The following is a 15,122-nucleotide window of genomic DNA, read 5'->3' as shown; positions in this document are numbered from 1 at the left end:
CCTGGTCCTCTCAATGGGCCAGAGCTTACTTCAAAATGGATTATTTCAACGGGGCAAGGTCACTGGAGACCACGTATGAGCTTCATTTGAATGCCCGCGACCTTAAAGGGGTTGGCGGTTTCCTTGGAGATGAGCGCGGCGCCAGTATGGATGCGACCACAGCCGTCCAAAAGGGGTTGCTCACCATCGCCTAATGTGAGGCTGCCTCATTGTTACCGTAGAGGTGATGCGGCCGGATCCTTCTCTTTTCACCAATCACCGATCGACTTCCCTATTCAGCGCCGTCTCCGTCGGATGTCTCGATTGCTAGATCGTGGAGCGCTTGGGCGTCCTCCGACGCATACTCAGCAGACAGGATGATGGTGAGAAACGCCGCTCGAGCGATTTCTTTTTTCGAAGCACTTGGATGTCTGGCCTTGACGGCTTCGATCAGCGCTTTTGGCCTCATCCCCGGGACCGCCAATTCCCGGATCGTTTCGGAGATGGTTTCGGTCTCACGAAGCTTTTTCTCTCGCATTGCCACTCCAAATGCTGACGAGAAATATTCATATCGTAGCTACATAAGAGAATTGTGATTTCAGCCGGCTGGCTGTGCCAGAGCTAGCTAATCGTCTGGAAACCCTACCGTCGGTCTACGCCGCGCCCTGCGGCGGAACCAAATAGAACGGACATTTGCTGCCCGTCATCGCATCACCAGACATGCACAAGTATCGCATTTCTGCGTGAGCCAATTGAGCCGGCCAACCTTTCGCTTACGCCGCGAGGCCGTTTACTGTCGCTTCGGTCAATAAGAAACCCCTAAAATTACGGGGAACAAAGATAGTCAAGGACCAGAACGAAGGTGCAACCATGCCGACTACGACGAAGCAGGCCTCACAACAAAAAGTGGAGCTACTTCGGAAGGAAATCGTCGCTATCATGAGCCCCCATAGCGTGCGAGAGCCGCTTCATGGCGGCGCAATTTGCGAAAGCGCGGCAACCCCGTACCAAGGTCCTCAGCAGCCTTCGCCGCCGCTAACCGCGTCTAGTCCGCATGCCGTGCCGCCCACGGCCTCAGCAACAGTTCCCATCGCTGCAACCATTCCTTTCTGCGCCTGCATCTGAAGCGTTGGCGAGTACCACCCTTCCGAGCCAAGAATGAAAACCTCTTCCTGTCGCTTGGACCCGTTGCGCGTCATCATGTCGGCGGCTGAACTCATAACCTGGCCCTGTAGAGTATTGCCGAGCGCTGAGATCATCTCTTTCGAGCGACGGTAGGTCAAATCTGCCACGAAAGCGCATGTATAGCCTTGCCCGCCTTTGACGCAGCGTTCCTTGTGCATCCCGTTGATCTCAATTTCCCACGCCGTATCGGCGAACAGGCCATAGGTGAAACTGCGAAACCCAGTCTGCTTTCCGTATTGGGCATAGGCGCGCATGAAGGCTAGCCCGATCTCTCGCTCGTCCGGCTCCGTGTAGTCGGCTGGCACCACGATCGTCTTTCCATCAGCCATCAGGCTTCGCTCACGCCGCGAATGTGCGGCTGTCTCCAAATGCTCGGCCGCAGTCTTGCTGCCAAGTTCCGCGGCAATCTCAAACAGGCGGTCGGCCTCGTCCCTGTTCTCGGGTACACCCTTTCCGAGCTTGTAGTGCATTGCAATGCTGAAGTAGCCGGACGGGTCGTTCTGGTCGGCTGCCAGCTGATACCATTCCCGCGCCTTTTCGAATTCTCCACGCGCCTCAGCCTTCTGCCCCATCCACCATTGCGCCTTTGCATTCCCTTGCTCGGCGGCCGCCTTCATCCACTTGTGGCTTTTCGCTTCATCAAGAGCGCCGAAACGTGGCTCCTGATGAAGGAATGCAAGCACGAGCTGTGCTTCGACATCGCCGGCCTTTGCTGCTTTCTCATACGTGGCTGGCGTGACAGCGTTCCGGGCTGCCTGGCGATACCAGTCGGATACATCCTTGCCGATCGTCCCTTCGTTCCTTCTCGCCAGCCCACCAGCGTTTGAGAACGTATACAGCGCAAACCGGATATCCTGCTTTGGGCCTGGCGCCATGTAGGCGCGGGCTCGCCGAAATTCGCTTGCGTGGTCCTGCGGGTTTAAACGCGCCGCCTCGTCGCATGCTGTCGTCGCCGCGGACGTATCGATAAATGGAAGATCGACCCCGATCTGCTCTTTGTTGTTCGGCTCCTCGACAGATCCAGCCAATCGTCGACATTCATAAACCGGATCAGCCGCGTGAGCATCTGCGAAGGCAAGCCCTGCTAGCAGGCTCCACGCGGCAATCCTTGGAAAATCTACGACGTCCATTCGATTCCTCCATGAAAAAGGAGCGAGGCGAGTATCGCTTGTCGGACTGAACTGGCGCGATGCACAAAAGACGCTGGTCTAAGGGGTCAACAGATTTGGTCCGAGCTTCACATAGTGCCGCTTTTCCACGGAAGTTGAAGTAGACACTATGGGCTAGCTTCACAGCGGAAGCGCCGCGACCACTGTTGCGGGGGAAGGCGCCTTCATCTGGAAGCGGGAAAAAGATGGGGTTAGGCTGCGAGGTCGAGCTTTGATTGTTTGAGACAGCCGCCAGCGACGGCGGCTACGAGTTGTTATTATTTATAGTGTGAGGTTTGCTCAACCGCCCTCTGAATGCACTTGGCAACCGAAGGCCTTTGGCTCCATCCCCCCGCCCGGAGATCGCACCTTTCATTAAACTCGCCGCTCGGCGCGTGGCGTCGCGAAAACAGCTCCAGGCGCAACGTCAAGGCTACATCGAATAGGCGAATTGTTCAGCCCTTCGCCTCGGGTGATAATTTCCGAGCGTGCGAATGGAGCCGGGTTATGAAGATAATGCGTGCAATATCTTCGTTCGTGTTCCTCCGGCTCTTCGTTCTCTCTATTCCGCTCCTTTGCTGGCCAGCTGAGCAAGTGGAGGCTTCGGGCAGCCGGTTATGTATATCCAACATTGGGAACGCGACTGTGAAGGTCGCCGTGATCTACAGTGGCGCGTGGGGGGGCTGGCTGGCGGACGGGTGGTGGGAGATTAAGCCTCAAAGCGGCTTTCTTGAGGGTTGCACGCATGTGCCAGAGAACGACAATCAAGGAGCAGATTTTCATTACCTCGCATTCCGCCAGCAAGGTCCTGATGGGAGATGGTATGAGGCAGCCTTTGACGTCAAAGATGTAAGCTGGACGGAGGACGGATCAGATACCGTGGGAGGTAGCTATACGCTTGTTCCGAGGTCTACGCACGATAGTCGCCAACTGGACGGCCCATTCGGGAGGAGAGACCTCGGGGGAACCAAGTTCATAACGTGTGTTCCGAAACTGGGAACCAAAAAACTCTCGACGCTCAAAGACCATTGGTCCTGTTCCCCCTACGATATGCTCGCGTTATTCGGGACGCAGCTTTACACGCCTACTGACGGCGGCTTGCTGCAGATAAACGACTATGATGTTTACGTTCGGACAAGCGTGGACGCGAAACTCTTCGATATCAATCCATCTAGTTCTGGCAAAGCCAATGAGAAGAACCAGAAGGTGTCACCTGGACCTCCGGAATCTGGAGAACCAGATCTCCTCCTGGGGTCGCAGGGGTATGGCTTTTACTTCATGCTGGCTCATCTGCTATTGTTTTATCACCCACTCGGCGTAATCGTTCTCGTGGGTGCCTAGGAACGCGCCTCGGTCTATGGTGCCTACGAAGAGTGCAGTCCCAGAGAATCCATCCGGTTGTTCAGGCCAGGTCTTCCGCGAGCTACAAGACGGCCATATGATAAACTAATTCATGTCGGCCGCCTCGTGGCACCCTGCAGCAAGGACACCGTTGGGGGCTATGCGATTTTTCGCGTCCTGGTGCTGATCCTTGCTCTCATTGCATATCTGTTGCGAGCCGCCTCATTGCCTCCGGAAATAGAGTAGCTTCTATCACCACCAGCGCACACGCGCACCGTCTCACGAAGTCATAAACGTCGAGACTTCGGAGGTCGGCGCAGATGATTGAGCCCCCGCAGGGGGCGGAGGCTCAATCAAGGTGCGCGTTCGTAAATTGAGGAATTGCGCGGCAATAAAAACCAGCACGGATCTCATTTTTAACGTGTGCTTTGTGGGTGCGCAATTACAGGTATATTGTTGCAAGTGAGACGCTGAATAGCAATGAATTTATAGGGGCTCTGGCTAATCAATTCGAGTTACGCAGCAACCGCCGGGCTATTTCAAGGATCCTCGATTTCAACCGGCGTCCAGCGGAGGCGGGATCATCGGCGAACCCAGGGATGGAGAGGGGCCTCTGACTTCGGAGACATACACCTCGTGGCCGAAGTGGGGGTCCTGGCTCAGGTCCGGACCATCAAACCGATCTATAAATTCTTCAAGATCCGTCTGGTGCGAGAAGCCCATCGCAACGGCAGACATGCTTTCGACTTCGCCGCCCTGGTCCTCATAAGTCGCACTCATTTCGAGGACACCTAGCCGATCGAAGTTTGCTTGCATGTGAAATGAAAGCCAAACCAGATATTCTAGCGGATAGCCGGGATTGCCTGCATATGTCACGACATAGGGGTAAGCCAAACGAAATCGTTCGGCCAACGCTACGCCTTCGGAGGCAAAGACAAGAAGATCACTATCCTCCTCGACGTCGTGAAGTTCGATCGTCAGATCATGCTTGCGCAAAGCGACGTACGCGCCAAGTCGGTCGGATGGCAAGGATGCGAATATGATGTCGCGCCATCGTTGGATGGCTTCATCGAGATCGGTGCGGACCAAAAACATGAAGCATCCTCAGCAAAGCCATCCCATGATCAAAAGCTTGGAGCGGTGCACAGTGCAATTACAGCTAGTAGATATTAGGTGGAGCTAAATTTCAAGCTCGGCATAAGGTGTTTGCGGAGTGACATGCAACGGTCACTGGCAAGGTCGTGAAGCGTATAACCCGTTACGCCGCCATTAAGCCCGGATGGAGGATGAACTGCGCGAGCCATCTTCAGTCAGGCAAGAACAAGGCCCGGGCTCGCGCTACCTGCCCCGAGCGGTCAACGCCGGTGACCCAGGTGCGAAGGGCCATGGTTGACCTCTGTGCACCCTAGTTGCGGTACTCTTCACGTTCTGGGCTAAAATGTTTGCGTAAATATCGACTGGAAGAGGATAGCGCCCGGCATATCGTGAGGCTTGAAACTCACCATACGCCGCGCGTCTTTTGCGTCACTTGGTCATACGTCGAAAGTCCTTGCGGTCCCCTAAAACGCGGCCGATCAGACTTGGGCCTGGCCACCGTCGGCGAAGAGTTCGGAGCCGTTGACGAAGCTTGCGTCGTCGGAGGCAAGGAACAGGGTGGCCTTAGCGATCTCCTCGGACTCGCCGACCCGGCCGAGCGGGATACGCGAAGCGAGATAATCGAGGAGACCCTGCTGCTGTTCCTTGTCGTTGCCAGCCAGTTCAACGAGGCCGGGGGTGCGTGTGGCCCCCGGGGAAACCACGTTGACGCGAATGCCGGTACCCTTGAGGTCAAGCGCCCAGGAGCGAGCCAGGTTGCGGACTGCGGCCTTGGAAGCGGAATAGACCGAGAAGGCGGCGGTACCTTCGGTACCGGCGGTCGAACCGGTTAGCACGACCGACGAGCCGTGACCCAGCAGTGGAAGCGCTTTTTGCACGGTAAAGATGACGGCCTTCACGTTGCGACTGAAGGTATCGTCGACCTGCTCCTCGGTGATCTGCCCAAGCGGGAGCATGCTGCCTCCACCGGCGTTTACGACAAGGACGTCAAGGCGTCCGTGTTCCGACTTCACCTGGGCAAAAAGCTTGTCCAGGTCTTCGTTGCTCGATGAGTCGGCCTGCACGCCAACGGCAGCCTCGCCGATCTCCGCAATTACCTTGTCCAAGGAGTCCTTGCGGCGGCCCGTAATGTAGACGCGGGCGCCTTCGGCTGCAAAGAGCTTGGCAGTCGAAAGTCCGATGCCGCTGGTTGCTCCAGTTACCACGGCAATCTTGTTTGCAAGTCTGTTCGTCATCTTATTCTCCTAATGCTGCACGCGCGAAAGGATCCAGTCCGAATGCGCGGCCTGTGGAAGTTTTTGAAATGTTCGTAGGGGGCTTTGGCCTTCGCCCGCGTCGCCTTCCGATGGGACGAACGTAGTTGGTCTCCCCGTCGGCGAGAAGCCGCTCGGGATGGAGACATTATCCATCTGGATGAATGGTCTCGGTCGCAGAACTGCGCCTGGCATCGACGCGCTCGAAAACGCCCGTCACCCAATCGGCGAAGGCCCGCAGCCTCGGATTGGGAAACCTATCTCCCGGATAAACGAGATGCAGTGAGTGGTTTTCCGGCTTCCATCTGGGGAGGAGCTCGACGAGAGCGCCGCGCTCGATATGCGGCTTTGCCAGAAAGCCGAAGCTCTGACCGATGCCCAGCCCGGCCACGAGCGAATTTAAGTGAGCAGTGCTTTCGTTGACCGAAATGCCGTTGGATGTCGATACATATTCAGTTCGCTCATTTCCTCGCAGGAACCGCAACGGAAAACGCTTTCCTGACGATGCTGAGAAATAGCTGACGACTCGATGCGCCTCGATCTCGTCTGGACGCGTCGGTAGCTCTCGACCTTCCAGGTAGGTAGGTGCCGCGCAAAGAATGTAATCGAGTTCGCATAGTTTGCGGGCCTTTAGGCTTGAGTCTGCAAGAGAGCCGCCGCGGATTACACAATCTATCCCTTCCCCAATCAGATCGGCGGAGCGATCACTGACGCCGAGCATGAGATCGATGTCCGGGTATTGCCGTTGGAAATCCGAAAGAGAGGGTATGATAATGTGGTTCGCAAGCACAGAGCCGACGTCCACACGCAGTCTTCCCTTGGGGGTGCTGCGCGAGCCGGCGACAGTGCCGTCCATGTCATCGAGATCCGCGAGCAGGCGAAGTGCGCGCTCATGATAGGCGGCGCCTTCCGTGGTCACAGTCACAGTTCGGGTCGTTCGTTCTACGAGCTTCGTCCCGAGATGCGCTTCGAGATCCTGTACGAGTTTGCTGACGGAGGACCGGGGCAAGTTCAGCGTGTCTGCGGCTTTTGCGAAGGATCCCGCTTCGGCAACGCGGACGAAGGTTCGTATGGCGAGTATCTGATCCAATTTAATGGCCTTGGTGATCGGAACTTCGACAATATACCGAGGGCGACACTTGACGCCATGGATGTTTCTTCGACGGGCCTTGCTTCCGGTCTAAGGCGTTTGGAAGGGCTTCGAGGGTGACTGGAGCCGCCAAGTCCGCCTAGACCTCAGCTCCCTGCCAGGTGACAGCCGCCACCATTGATCGAGTCCTCGCCTCGGTGAACCGCACTCCCGCGCGCGTGCCAGCGCTGTGCGTCGCAAGTTCAAGGTTGGGTGTCTCGTTTGAAGCGGGCCCTAAGGCTAATCGACTTCGCTAGAGGCGTTCGTGGTTTCTGGGTATCGGCAACGCGGCTGAAGATCGTTATGATCTCATTTATTGCGGAACGGCCTGGATCGCGGGCGGCTTCCAATGCCCGTCCAACGCTGACGCCGTGGGCAGATAGAGCCTCATGACCGCATAGAAGGATTCGCTCGGCGCTGGGAGCCAATTTGATTCCAACGCTGCTCCTGGGCTTTCGTGCTGCAAATACAGAACGATCTTTCCGTCGGCGCTTTTCTGAAGGCTCGCGAGCATGGGCGAGTTGATCAGGTAGCGATCGACAGGGTTGTCGACAAGGAACTGCTTCGGTCTGTCATACATGGTCAGCGACCAAAAGGCCTCGACCGGTGGCAGCGTCTCAGGGGTCAAGGTGAGAGTGTATCTTGCTCTACGTCCGTCAAGTGGCGCCTCCTGTGCGTCGACGGCATAGATCACATAGAGTGCCTCTTGCACCGAGTTGCCGTAGATGCCGCCTTGCGCCGCCGCGGCGCGGACCATGAACCTGCCCTTCATGAATTCCGGCGTGCCGAATAACTTGGACGAATCTGTCAACCGCGCGGCCTCGTCTCGAATCTCCTTCTCGGTCGCGACCGCCACGGCATTCATGAGCTTCACTGTCTCTGGTGAAAGATCCGCCCCGGACCAGGTCGCTCCTTTTTGGACGCCAAGCTTGGCAAGGTTAGCCCGTGGCGTCTCGTCACCGGGATAAGGTGGTGCGAACTGCAGCAGGAATGCGGCAAGCGCCCAGTAGTTCGTAATCATCAAATCGTCTGAGATTGGAAGCCAGTCAACGGATGGCGGAGGAGCGGAAGCCGGCGTTTCCGCGTAGACTGACAGCAGCGTAGCCTTGTAGCCCGCCTGGATTTGCTCCACGTTCTCAAGATCGTCGGGCGAGAAAAGCTGCGTCCGGATAATGCCTATGGCAAGCGTGGTCGGCATTTCGACCACGCGCTTGATCCTCGTCGGTATATCGCCCTTCCAGCCTGGGCCGGTGATCAGAAAATCGCCGCCGTCGTTGCCGTCCACCCGCGTGCCTGGATAGTCGACGTTGTTCGTATAGAGGTCGATGAGTTGAAGCGAGTAGTAGCGGTCTTTCTCGATCGGTGGCATCGTCACGACGACAGGTTCAGCCCTAAGATCGAAGACAATGAAGGAATAGGGGGTGTCGGAATTCGGCGTGATGATTGCCGTATCTTCGGGCGTGTAAACCCTGGCGACGCTGACCAGTGTGTTGAGCGGCCCCTTATACTGGCCGCCACCCGGCTCCAGTGCGTACTGGTACATGGTGAGGTAGTTCTTCACCATCGGATAGGTGTAAATATACGCCTCTCTGGCGATGGCCCCGATGTCATCCTGCGCGAATGCCTCAAGAGGCGGCAGCAGCATTAGCGCAGTGGTTCCTTGCAAGAAGGTGCGGCGCTTCATTCCTTCACTTCCTCTGCGGCCGGAAACTTCCAGCTTCCCTCAAGAACTTGCATCTCGGGCCTATACAGGCGGACCATGTAGTTCCATCCCTCGGGTGTCGGCAGGCAGTTGGCCACCTTGCCATCGCAGCCTCCGAACTGGACTGTGACCGAGCCATCCTGGCTCTTCTGCGCGGTCACGTTATTCAGGGAATAGGCATTGAACGCGTTGGGCGTAAAAAAGCCTTCCTTGTTGTAGACCGTGACCGACCAGAAGTCTTTGACGGGGACATCCTTCACCGTGAGCCGGTAAACGCTGTCGCCGTCGTTCTTTTCCGGCGTCACGTTGAGGTAAAACGCTTCCTTGTCTGGGTTTCCGCCCCATCCAAGTGCTGCTCCAATCAGGTGCCGGACCGGATCGACTTCATCGCGCGGTCCAAACATTTTCGCGGTGTTTGGGAGCAAAGCTCCGAGATCGAGCAGCGCGCGGCGTGTGTTGTCACGACTTTTACTGTCCCACTCCGGGATCTCAAAACTACCCTGTGCTGACTGCTTGAACGTTACCGCATCTTGAAGCGCATGAACCTTCTTCATGTCCTCGGAGCTGTTGGGGTCAGCAAAAAAGCGAAAGGCCAGCACGACATAGCGGGTACCTATATCCTTGCGAGTCAACGTGTACGAGCCAGCCCCATAGAATACGCCATGGGCGTAGTGGTCCTGGTCGATCACCAGAAGCGACACGAAGCGGTCGTCGGTGTCCGGCACATTGATCGTCACCGGCCCCGCATCGAGATCGAACACGGCGGAAGAATAAAGCGTGTCACGGTTCAGGCGGAAGATAGTCTGCTTGTCGAGCGGTACCATTTCGCGCGTATGATCGAACTTGCCAAAGCCACCATTTCCGGCGATGCCGGAGAAATAAAGGTCGCTCTCAGCGCGCACGAAGTTGTCGCTGTTGACGAGGATCGGGTCGGCAAAAGCCGGCAGCGCAGCAAGCAGTGACACCGCAGCAATCGTCGAGCAGCTCAATTTTGCAAGAGACATGGAAGCCCACCAAGTTGAAATTAGAAAAGCGGATTGACCGGCGAACATTAAAAGCGAACGACGAGTCCAAGGATCGGACCTTGTTGCACGGCGTCGAAGATAAAGCCGTCGTGGCTGTAATCGACGCCGAGCGCGCGATAGCCAGCGATGGTTGAGATCCTGTCTCTGAACTCGTAACCGATTCCTATGGCGAGATCCCAATCAAGATCCGCCTGTCCTGCCCCGGCCAGGCCCCAGGCGCTCAGATAGAAGTGGTCCGTCAGGAAGTAACGACCGCGAACGCCCGCTATGGCGTCCACCCATGTGGCGCTGTCACGGCTCGAAACTCCACTCAGAAACCCGCCGGAAAAGGAGATCCGCGTACTCGCATGCCAGATACGTGCCCCGGCCACGACGTCGACGTTACTGCGGCCATCTTGAAAGATGGCATAGCCCATACCAACGAGACCAGCGAATGTCTCCGACGTGGTGTCGACCCCTCGGGCAACGACGCCGAGCGGCGTGGCAGTTTGCGACGAAACCTTGGTGTAGATCACGTCACCAAAGACGCTGAACCGATCGTGACGCGCTTCACCGATCGCCATGAAGCCAACGTCGAGATCCTTCAGGATATCGCCGAAATCGGACACAACATGAATTGCGGGTAGACCGAACTGTCCGAAATCACCAGAGATGCCGGCGACCCAAAAATAAGGGCTTGCGGTATAGCTCCAACCTTCGGCATTGGCTTCAGGGACAAGGAATGGCTGTTGAAGGTCCGCGCTGTTTGCGGACGAAGAATGCATCAAAGCGGTGAACAATGCTGCCGCCAAGAGAAAAGATTTCATCGCCTTGGCCCCACCATCGAGTGTGGCTGAACACTGGTTTGCGGTATCGTCAACTGGGACGGCAACCGACGCTGCCTGTTGTGGGCGAGGTGCCAGCATTGAAGGCTCACGATGACGACATCGCGGGGGCGCGGAATTTCCTTACGGCAGCAGTGTGAAGCTATTGAAGAGCTCAAGTTTTATGTAACCCATCGATCCTCGGCGATAAGCTCACATGTGCACATGTGTCGACCACAGATTGTCCGGATCCAGACAATTTACGAAATTTTGTGTTCGATCAGCGAAAAACGTTCTGTCCAGACCGTGCATGTGGAGGGATCCCGTTGGAGTTGACACGAGAGAAGGCAGAACATGTCCTGTGCCAGGGGCCTTGGCTCGCACATATGAGCGCGCAATTTCGGACGGAGCTGCTGCGCCAAGGGCATTTGCAGAAATTTTCTCCCGATCAAATCATCTATCGATATGGCGACGCGGCTGGTGGAATGTATGGCCTTGTCGCCGGTTCTCTCACCATCAACTCGGCGCCTCCCGACGCGATCCCGCGTCTAATCCATCTCGGAATGGCGGGCGCATGGACGGGGGAAGGGCCTTTCCTCACCGGCCAGCCCCGCAGGGTTGAGTTGAGAGCCCTTGGTGAGACCTGGATGATGCACGTGCCATTGGACGCATTGGAGCAGATGGCGGCACGGGATCCCGCCGTATGGCGTGCGGTGGGTTTGAACACCGTCTTAACCGTGGATGTCCTCGTCCGTATTATTCATGACCTACAAAAGCGCAATGTCGAATGCAGAATAGCCTCCGTGCTTCAGCGAGCGGGTTGGCTCGGTGACATGGCCATCCCGTTGTCCCAGAGCGCCCTTGGCGTCATGGCGAATGCATCACGACAGCAGGTCAATTCCGCAATGAAGAGTTTCGCAAGGGCAGGTTGGGTCAAATACACCTATCGTTCCGTAACGATCTTAGACACGCAAGCGCTGAGACGGTTCTCCGACGGAGATGGGTCGGAGTAGTAAAAACACGAAACCATCCCTCTTCTGGGTTCCGTTCTACTCAGGGCGATAGGTTTGAAGTTGGCTCTCGGGCTCCAAGCGTCCATCCTGCTCGCATTCCGGAATGATAGTCCGACGCCGGGTCGTCGGGGCGTGGCGTTCGCCGGTCGCGCCCCGTCACAAAGTTCGATCACCCCGCCGGAATTTGCTACAATGGTTCTTTGGGGTGGATGCCATGGGTATACTTGACCGCCTGCTTTCGTCGCCATACCCATTCATCAGCGATGGTGGCATGGAGACAGACCTTATCTTCCACGAAGGCGCCGAAATGCCGCTTTTCGCCTCCTTCGTCCTGCTCGACAGCCCAGAGGGGCGCGAGATGCTGCGGCGCTACGCGGTATCGTATTTCGAGTTGGCCCAGGCCGCGAGTCGCGGGTTTGTGATGGGCACGCCGACCTGGCGCGCCAATTGCGGCTGGGGGCCGAAGCTCGGGCTCGACGACGCAGGGATCCGGGACGTCAACCGGCGCGCTATTGCCTTCGCCCGCGATCTGCGGGGCGCCCATCCCTGGCGGGACCATATCCTGATCGAGGGGGTTCTCGGGCCGGCAGGGGATGGTTACGCACCCGACCAGCTCCTGACCCCGACAGAAGCGGCCCGCCTGCACAGCGCCCAGCTGGAGACCTTTGCCGAGGAAGGTGTGGACATTGCGTCGGCTTTCACAATCACCCATCCAGGTGAAGCCATCGGCATGGTCAACCGCGGGCGCGACCTTGGCCTGCCTTTAGCACTCTCATTCACGGTCGAGACCGACGGGCGGTTGCCGACCGGGCAGGACCTCGATTCAGCGCTCTGCGAGGTCGAAGCCGCGACTGGCGGCTACGTTTACTACTATGGGATCAACTGCGCCCATCCCGAGCATTTCTGCAAACAGTTGCCATCGCGCTGGCTCAACCGGATTGGCATGGTCCGACCAAACGCTTCTCACCGCAGCCATGCCGAACTGGACGAAGCCACCGAGCTCGATGACGGCGACCCGCAGCAGTTCGGCGTGCTTTGCGCCGACCTGGCAAAACGGCTCCCTAAACTGCGCGTCGTCGGCGGATGCTGCGGCTCGGACATGCGGCACATCAGGGCTCTAATCGCGGCGGGCATCTGAGCGCCGGGTGATGCATTGAAGAAAGAACGTGCCCGCTTCACCTTCACAGCGAGATCGACACTGGAGCGCTGAAGTGTGAGAAGATCCAGAACCTCTCTGCGAGCACTATTTCTCCGAGGTGTTCGATACCCATGGTCTGACCGGCAACATTGCCTAGCTGTGACGACACTTTCTCGTTGGTGTCGCTCGTCTCGACCGGCCTCGGCATCGGCTTTGTGCCGGAGTGGACAAGGGATTTGGCGAACCGCAACTTCGTGCTTTGTCCTGTAGGGCGTCGGTCCGGCCGCTGGCACGGTGGGTGTAGTCATCAGGCACAATGAACGAGCCGAGGACCTGATATAGCCTTTACGCTACATCCGTTTCATCGCGACGGTTCCTGAACAGCCGCGGCCTGCACCGGATCCCTTGAACCTGCCGGTCCCTTTGTCTCCCTTTATCACTCCCGTCAGGGTGTTGCCTCCTTTCCTTCCTTTATGGATGAAAGTGTTGGTCATGTTGACGGTTCCGTTTCGGGAGACTTTTCCCGAAAACCCAGTGCTAGACGACACGATACCGTTTCGTACGAAAATGAGTGTCGAGAGTTCGCGCCAGTCGCCGCAGTCTGTCTTTGCATACCGTGTTAAGTACCAAGCGCCGTCGTAAGCACTCAGGCCGGGCTCCACACAACGGTTGTCGCGGACCTCCATTCCTTTGCCGCAGATGAGTGGACAGACACGGTTGCCGATCGCTTTCAGGTCGTTCAGAAGCTCTTCGGTGGGGGCGAGCGAAGCCAGCTTGAGCCCCTTGCGCTCGGCATAGGCCTGCAGGGCCTCCCGACTGCTCTCACCCCACTTGCCGTCGATCTGGCTGAGGCATCCAATCCGCGCCAATTGACTTTGGGTGGCAAGCGCGAGGTCGGCGGCGGTCATGTGCCCGCCGGACGAACCTGATGCTTTGGCCATTGGGTAAAGCGACGTCGGTTTGGCCGGCGTCTCCCGGGTTTACGGCGCGCTCCGCGATTGCTGCGATCTTCAACCTCGCAAGCGTCCCGAACGCTCCATTTGGATATTCCTGTAGGTACGCTTCAAAGAAGCTGCTTGCGGTCAAATCCTTGATGGAGTTCCAGTAGGCAAGCTCCACGGTTCTGTCCGTAGCGGTCGTCGCCGCCGGGCTCGTCGTTGTGTCCGGAACTGGCGATAGATTGAGGACGACGGGGCCTGTCAGGGAAGAGCTGTCCCAGGGAACCTGTTTGCCATCTGTTGCCTGCAGAACGGTGCGACGCACTGCAATCAGGTCGTCGGTTATGCTTTGCCCGCGGGTGCCGAGGTGTTTCAGCAAGGCCGTCGTGAACGGGGAGTTCCTGCCGGCTCCGTCAAGGGCGACGTTTCCGGGCTGGGTTGCGAACGCAATCAGCGAGCCCACACCCGTATCGAGTTTCGCCAATCCCCGGCCGACGACCGAGGATCGGGTTCCCTTGGAACGGGCCAATGTCGCTGCAAGTGGATTGTCGCGGCATGCGTCCAGGAAGACCAAGTTGACCTTGGCGTTGCGCTCCATAGCGGATAGCACAAGCTCGATCGGCAACGCTTCAAAATCCAAATCGTTGTTTGAGCGAAGCTGCGCGTCGACAGGGATCAAGTAGTTGCCGCCGTTTACCTGAAGCCCGTGACCGGCATAGAAAAAGAGCGCCACGTCGGCGCCCTCGACTTTGCTGACGAACTCGCGGATCGACTGACGCAATCCCGTCAGGTCGAGGTCGCGGCCCGTGACCACCACGAACCCCAGTCCTGTCAATTTCGACGCCATGTCGCTGGCGTCATTTTGGGGATTGATAAGCTGCGGCGCATGCTGATAGGCCGAGTTTCCAATGACCAGCGCGACGCGCTTTTCGGCCCACGCGTAAGGGCTTAGGAAAATGAGCGAAAGCACAATGGCCGCACGAAGGTAGCGCATGGGAGCGAGCCCGCATTACCGCCACTTTGGTGTGCGCTGCGCGTTGTTCAGGAGTTCGCGGGCTGTTGCGAACAGTCCAAACAGCCTTGTGAGGCGGCGTTCCTCCTCCACACAAAGGCGGTGCCTTTTGCAGAAATCATGGACGGACCAGACCTTCGTGGCAGCGTCGGTTTCGAGCCTTTCGGCTTCCAAGCGTTCCATACTTGCCTCCTCCCTGCGCACTCTCATTCTACTAAAGTCTAATGTAGTTGAAAATAAACTAAGGCGTAGCCCGATCCGGTTAGAACCCGTTAGTGACCTCCCACCCCGTCAACCGAGCAGGAGATCTCGTGCGCCAAGACGCCTGCTGTCTAGGACAAAGGTTGAGCAGAGTGGCCAC

At 57.5% G+C, this 15,122-nt stretch carries 15 protein-coding genes and 1 pseudogene; 5 read left to right on the top strand and 11 right to left on the bottom strand.

Annotated elements, in window-relative coordinates:
- Positions 1-194, top strand: a 194-nt coding sequence (locus tag ASE71_RS36060; RefSeq protein WP_210178866.1) for a hypothetical protein, incomplete at its 5' end; no start/stop codon positions are given.
- A gap of 77 nt (positions 195-271) precedes the next feature.
- On the opposite strand, the gene ASE71_RS28560 is transcribed toward ASE71_RS36060, so the two are convergent.
- Together ASE71_RS28560 and ASE71_RS28555 are read right to left on the bottom strand one after the other, a co-directional pair.
- On the bottom strand, positions 272-517 hold the full coding sequence (locus ASE71_RS28560) for a hypothetical protein (protein ID WP_060521307.1): 246 nt from the start codon (positions 515-517) through the stop codon (positions 272-274).
- Between the two features lie 478 nt (positions 518-995).
- On the bottom strand, positions 996-2,294 hold the full coding sequence (locus ASE71_RS28555) for a tetratricopeptide repeat protein (RefSeq protein ID WP_060521306.1): 1,299 nt from the start codon (positions 2,292-2,294) through the stop codon (positions 996-998).
- A 525-nt stretch (positions 2,295-2,819) separates the two neighbouring features.
- Between ASE71_RS28555 and ASE71_RS28550 the strand changes: the two genes are divergently transcribed.
- Complete coding sequence (locus tag ASE71_RS28550; protein ID WP_060521305.1) at positions 2,820-3,653, top strand: hypothetical protein; 834 nt, start codon at positions 2,820-2,822, stop codon at positions 3,651-3,653.
- Between the two features lie 555 nt (positions 3,654-4,208).
- Here the strand turns inward: ASE71_RS28550 and ASE71_RS28545 are convergent.
- From ASE71_RS28545 to ASE71_RS28520, 6 genes are all read right to left on the bottom strand, one after another.
- Positions 4,209-4,748, bottom strand: a complete 540-nt coding sequence (locus ASE71_RS28545) for a hypothetical protein (RefSeq protein ID WP_060521304.1) — start codon at positions 4,746-4,748, stop codon at positions 4,209-4,211.
- Positions 4,749-5,227: 479 nt separating this feature from the next.
- Positions 5,228-5,983, bottom strand: coding sequence for an SDR family NAD(P)-dependent oxidoreductase (locus ASE71_RS28540; protein WP_060521303.1), 756 nt, complete (start codon positions 5,981-5,983; stop codon positions 5,228-5,230).
- Between the two features lie 166 nt (positions 5,984-6,149).
- Positions 6,150-7,091, bottom strand: a complete 942-nt coding sequence (locus ASE71_RS28535; protein WP_060521302.1) for a LysR family transcriptional regulator — start codon at positions 7,089-7,091, stop codon at positions 6,150-6,152.
- Between the two features lie 352 nt (positions 7,092-7,443).
- Complete coding sequence (locus ASE71_RS28530; RefSeq protein WP_060521301.1) at positions 7,444-8,814, bottom strand: DUF1254 domain-containing protein; 1,371 nt, start codon at positions 8,812-8,814, stop codon at positions 7,444-7,446.
- Positions 8,811-9,836, bottom strand: a complete 1,026-nt coding sequence (locus tag ASE71_RS28525) for a DUF1214 domain-containing protein (RefSeq protein WP_060521300.1) — start codon at positions 9,834-9,836, stop codon at positions 8,811-8,813. Before ASE71_RS28525 ends, ASE71_RS28530 begins: the two co-directional genes overlap by 4 nt.
- 47 nt (positions 9,837-9,883) lie before the next feature.
- On the bottom strand, positions 9,884-10,663 hold the full coding sequence (locus ASE71_RS28520) for a hypothetical protein (RefSeq protein WP_060521299.1): 780 nt from the start codon (positions 10,661-10,663) through the stop codon (positions 9,884-9,886).
- 383 nt (positions 10,664-11,046) lie between these two features.
- Here ASE71_RS28520 and ASE71_RS28515 point away from each other — a divergent pair, with 383 nt between their 5' ends.
- From ASE71_RS28515 to ASE71_RS37205, 3 genes and pseudogenes are all read left to right on the top strand, one after another.
- A complete protein-coding gene (locus ASE71_RS28515; protein WP_082566518.1) occupies positions 11,047-11,673 on the top strand; it encodes a Crp/Fnr family transcriptional regulator in 627 nt (208 codons plus the stop codon).
- 214 nt (positions 11,674-11,887) lie between these two features.
- Complete coding sequence (locus tag ASE71_RS28510) at positions 11,888-12,811, top strand: homocysteine S-methyltransferase family protein (protein ID WP_060521298.1); 924 nt, start codon at positions 11,888-11,890, stop codon at positions 12,809-12,811.
- A 100-nt stretch (positions 12,812-12,911) separates the two neighbouring features.
- Positions 12,912-13,071: pseudogene (locus tag ASE71_RS37205) on the top strand (LysR substrate-binding domain-containing protein); the annotation flags it as partial.
- 90 nt (positions 13,072-13,161) lie between these two features.
- Here the strand turns inward: ASE71_RS37205 and ASE71_RS28505 are convergent.
- Genes ASE71_RS28505 through ASE71_RS28495 form a run of 3 tightly spaced genes read right to left on the bottom strand, consistent with a single transcriptional unit; the run spans position 13,162 to position 14,944 of the window.
- A complete protein-coding gene (locus ASE71_RS28505; protein WP_146243008.1) occupies positions 13,162-13,719 on the bottom strand; it encodes a hypothetical protein in 558 nt (185 codons plus the stop codon).
- Positions 13,634-14,743 (bottom strand): caspase family protein, encoded by a 1,110-nt coding sequence (locus tag ASE71_RS28500; RefSeq protein WP_060521295.1) that lies wholly within the window; start codon positions 14,741-14,743, stop codon positions 13,634-13,636. Before ASE71_RS28500 ends, ASE71_RS28505 begins: the two co-directional genes overlap by 86 nt.
- Positions 14,744-14,758: 15 nt before the next feature.
- Positions 14,759-14,944 (bottom strand): hypothetical protein, encoded by a 186-nt coding sequence (locus ASE71_RS28495; RefSeq protein ID WP_060521294.1) that lies wholly within the window; start codon positions 14,942-14,944, stop codon positions 14,759-14,761.
- Positions 14,945-15,122: the final 178 nt, after the last annotated feature.

Origin of the sequence: Ensifer sp. Root954 (genome assembly GCF_001429005.1) — a bacterium.
GTDB lineage: Bacteria > Pseudomonadota > Alphaproteobacteria > Rhizobiales > Rhizobiaceae > Ensifer > Ensifer adhaerens.
This window is presented reverse-complemented; position numbering and strand designations above follow the sequence as displayed.

What these genes read in the sequence shown, in the direction of transcription:
- ASE71_RS28560 (WP_060521307.1), bottom strand. Translation starts at nt 517, where the DNA reads ATGCGAGAGAAAAAGCTTCGTGAGACCGAAACCATCTCCGAAACGATC.
- ASE71_RS28555 (WP_060521306.1), bottom strand. Translation starts at nt 2,294, where the DNA reads ATGGACGTCGTAGATTTTCCAAGGATTGCCGCGTGGAGCCTGCTAGCA.
- ASE71_RS28550 (WP_060521305.1), top strand. Translation starts at nt 2,820, where the DNA reads ATGAAGATAATGCGTGCAATATCTTCGTTCGTGTTCCTCCGGCTCTTC.
- ASE71_RS28545 (WP_060521304.1), bottom strand. Translation starts at nt 4,748, where the DNA reads ATGTTTTTGGTCCGCACCGATCTCGATGAAGCCATCCAACGATGGCGC.
- ASE71_RS28540 (WP_060521303.1), bottom strand. Translation starts at nt 5,983, where the DNA reads ATGACGAACAGACTTGCAAACAAGATTGCCGTGGTAACTGGAGCAACC.
- ASE71_RS28530 (WP_060521301.1), bottom strand. Translation starts at nt 8,814, where the DNA reads ATGAAGCGCCGCACCTTCTTGCAAGGAACCACTGCGCTAATGCTGCTG.
- ASE71_RS28525 (WP_060521300.1), bottom strand. Translation starts at nt 9,836, where the DNA reads ATGTCTCTTGCAAAATTGAGCTGCTCGACGATTGCTGCGGTGTCACTG.
- ASE71_RS28520 (WP_060521299.1), bottom strand. Translation starts at nt 10,663, where the DNA reads ATGAAATCTTTTCTCTTGGCGGCAGCATTGTTCACCGCTTTGATGCAT.
- ASE71_RS28515 (WP_082566518.1), top strand. Translation starts at nt 11,047, where the DNA reads ATGAGCGCGCAATTTCGGACGGAGCTGCTGCGCCAAGGGCATTTGCAG.
- ASE71_RS28510 (WP_060521298.1), top strand. Translation starts at nt 11,888, where the DNA reads ATGGGTATACTTGACCGCCTGCTTTCGTCGCCATACCCATTCATCAGC.
- ASE71_RS28505 (WP_146243008.1), bottom strand. Translation starts at nt 13,719, where the DNA reads ATGACCGCCGCCGACCTCGCGCTTGCCACCCAAAGTCAATTGGCGCGG.
- ASE71_RS28500 (WP_060521295.1), bottom strand. Translation starts at nt 14,743, where the DNA reads ATGCGCTACCTTCGTGCGGCCATTGTGCTTTCGCTCATTTTCCTAAGC.
- ASE71_RS28495 (WP_060521294.1), bottom strand. Translation starts at nt 14,944, where the DNA reads ATGGAACGCTTGGAAGCCGAAAGGCTCGAAACCGACGCTGCCACGAAG.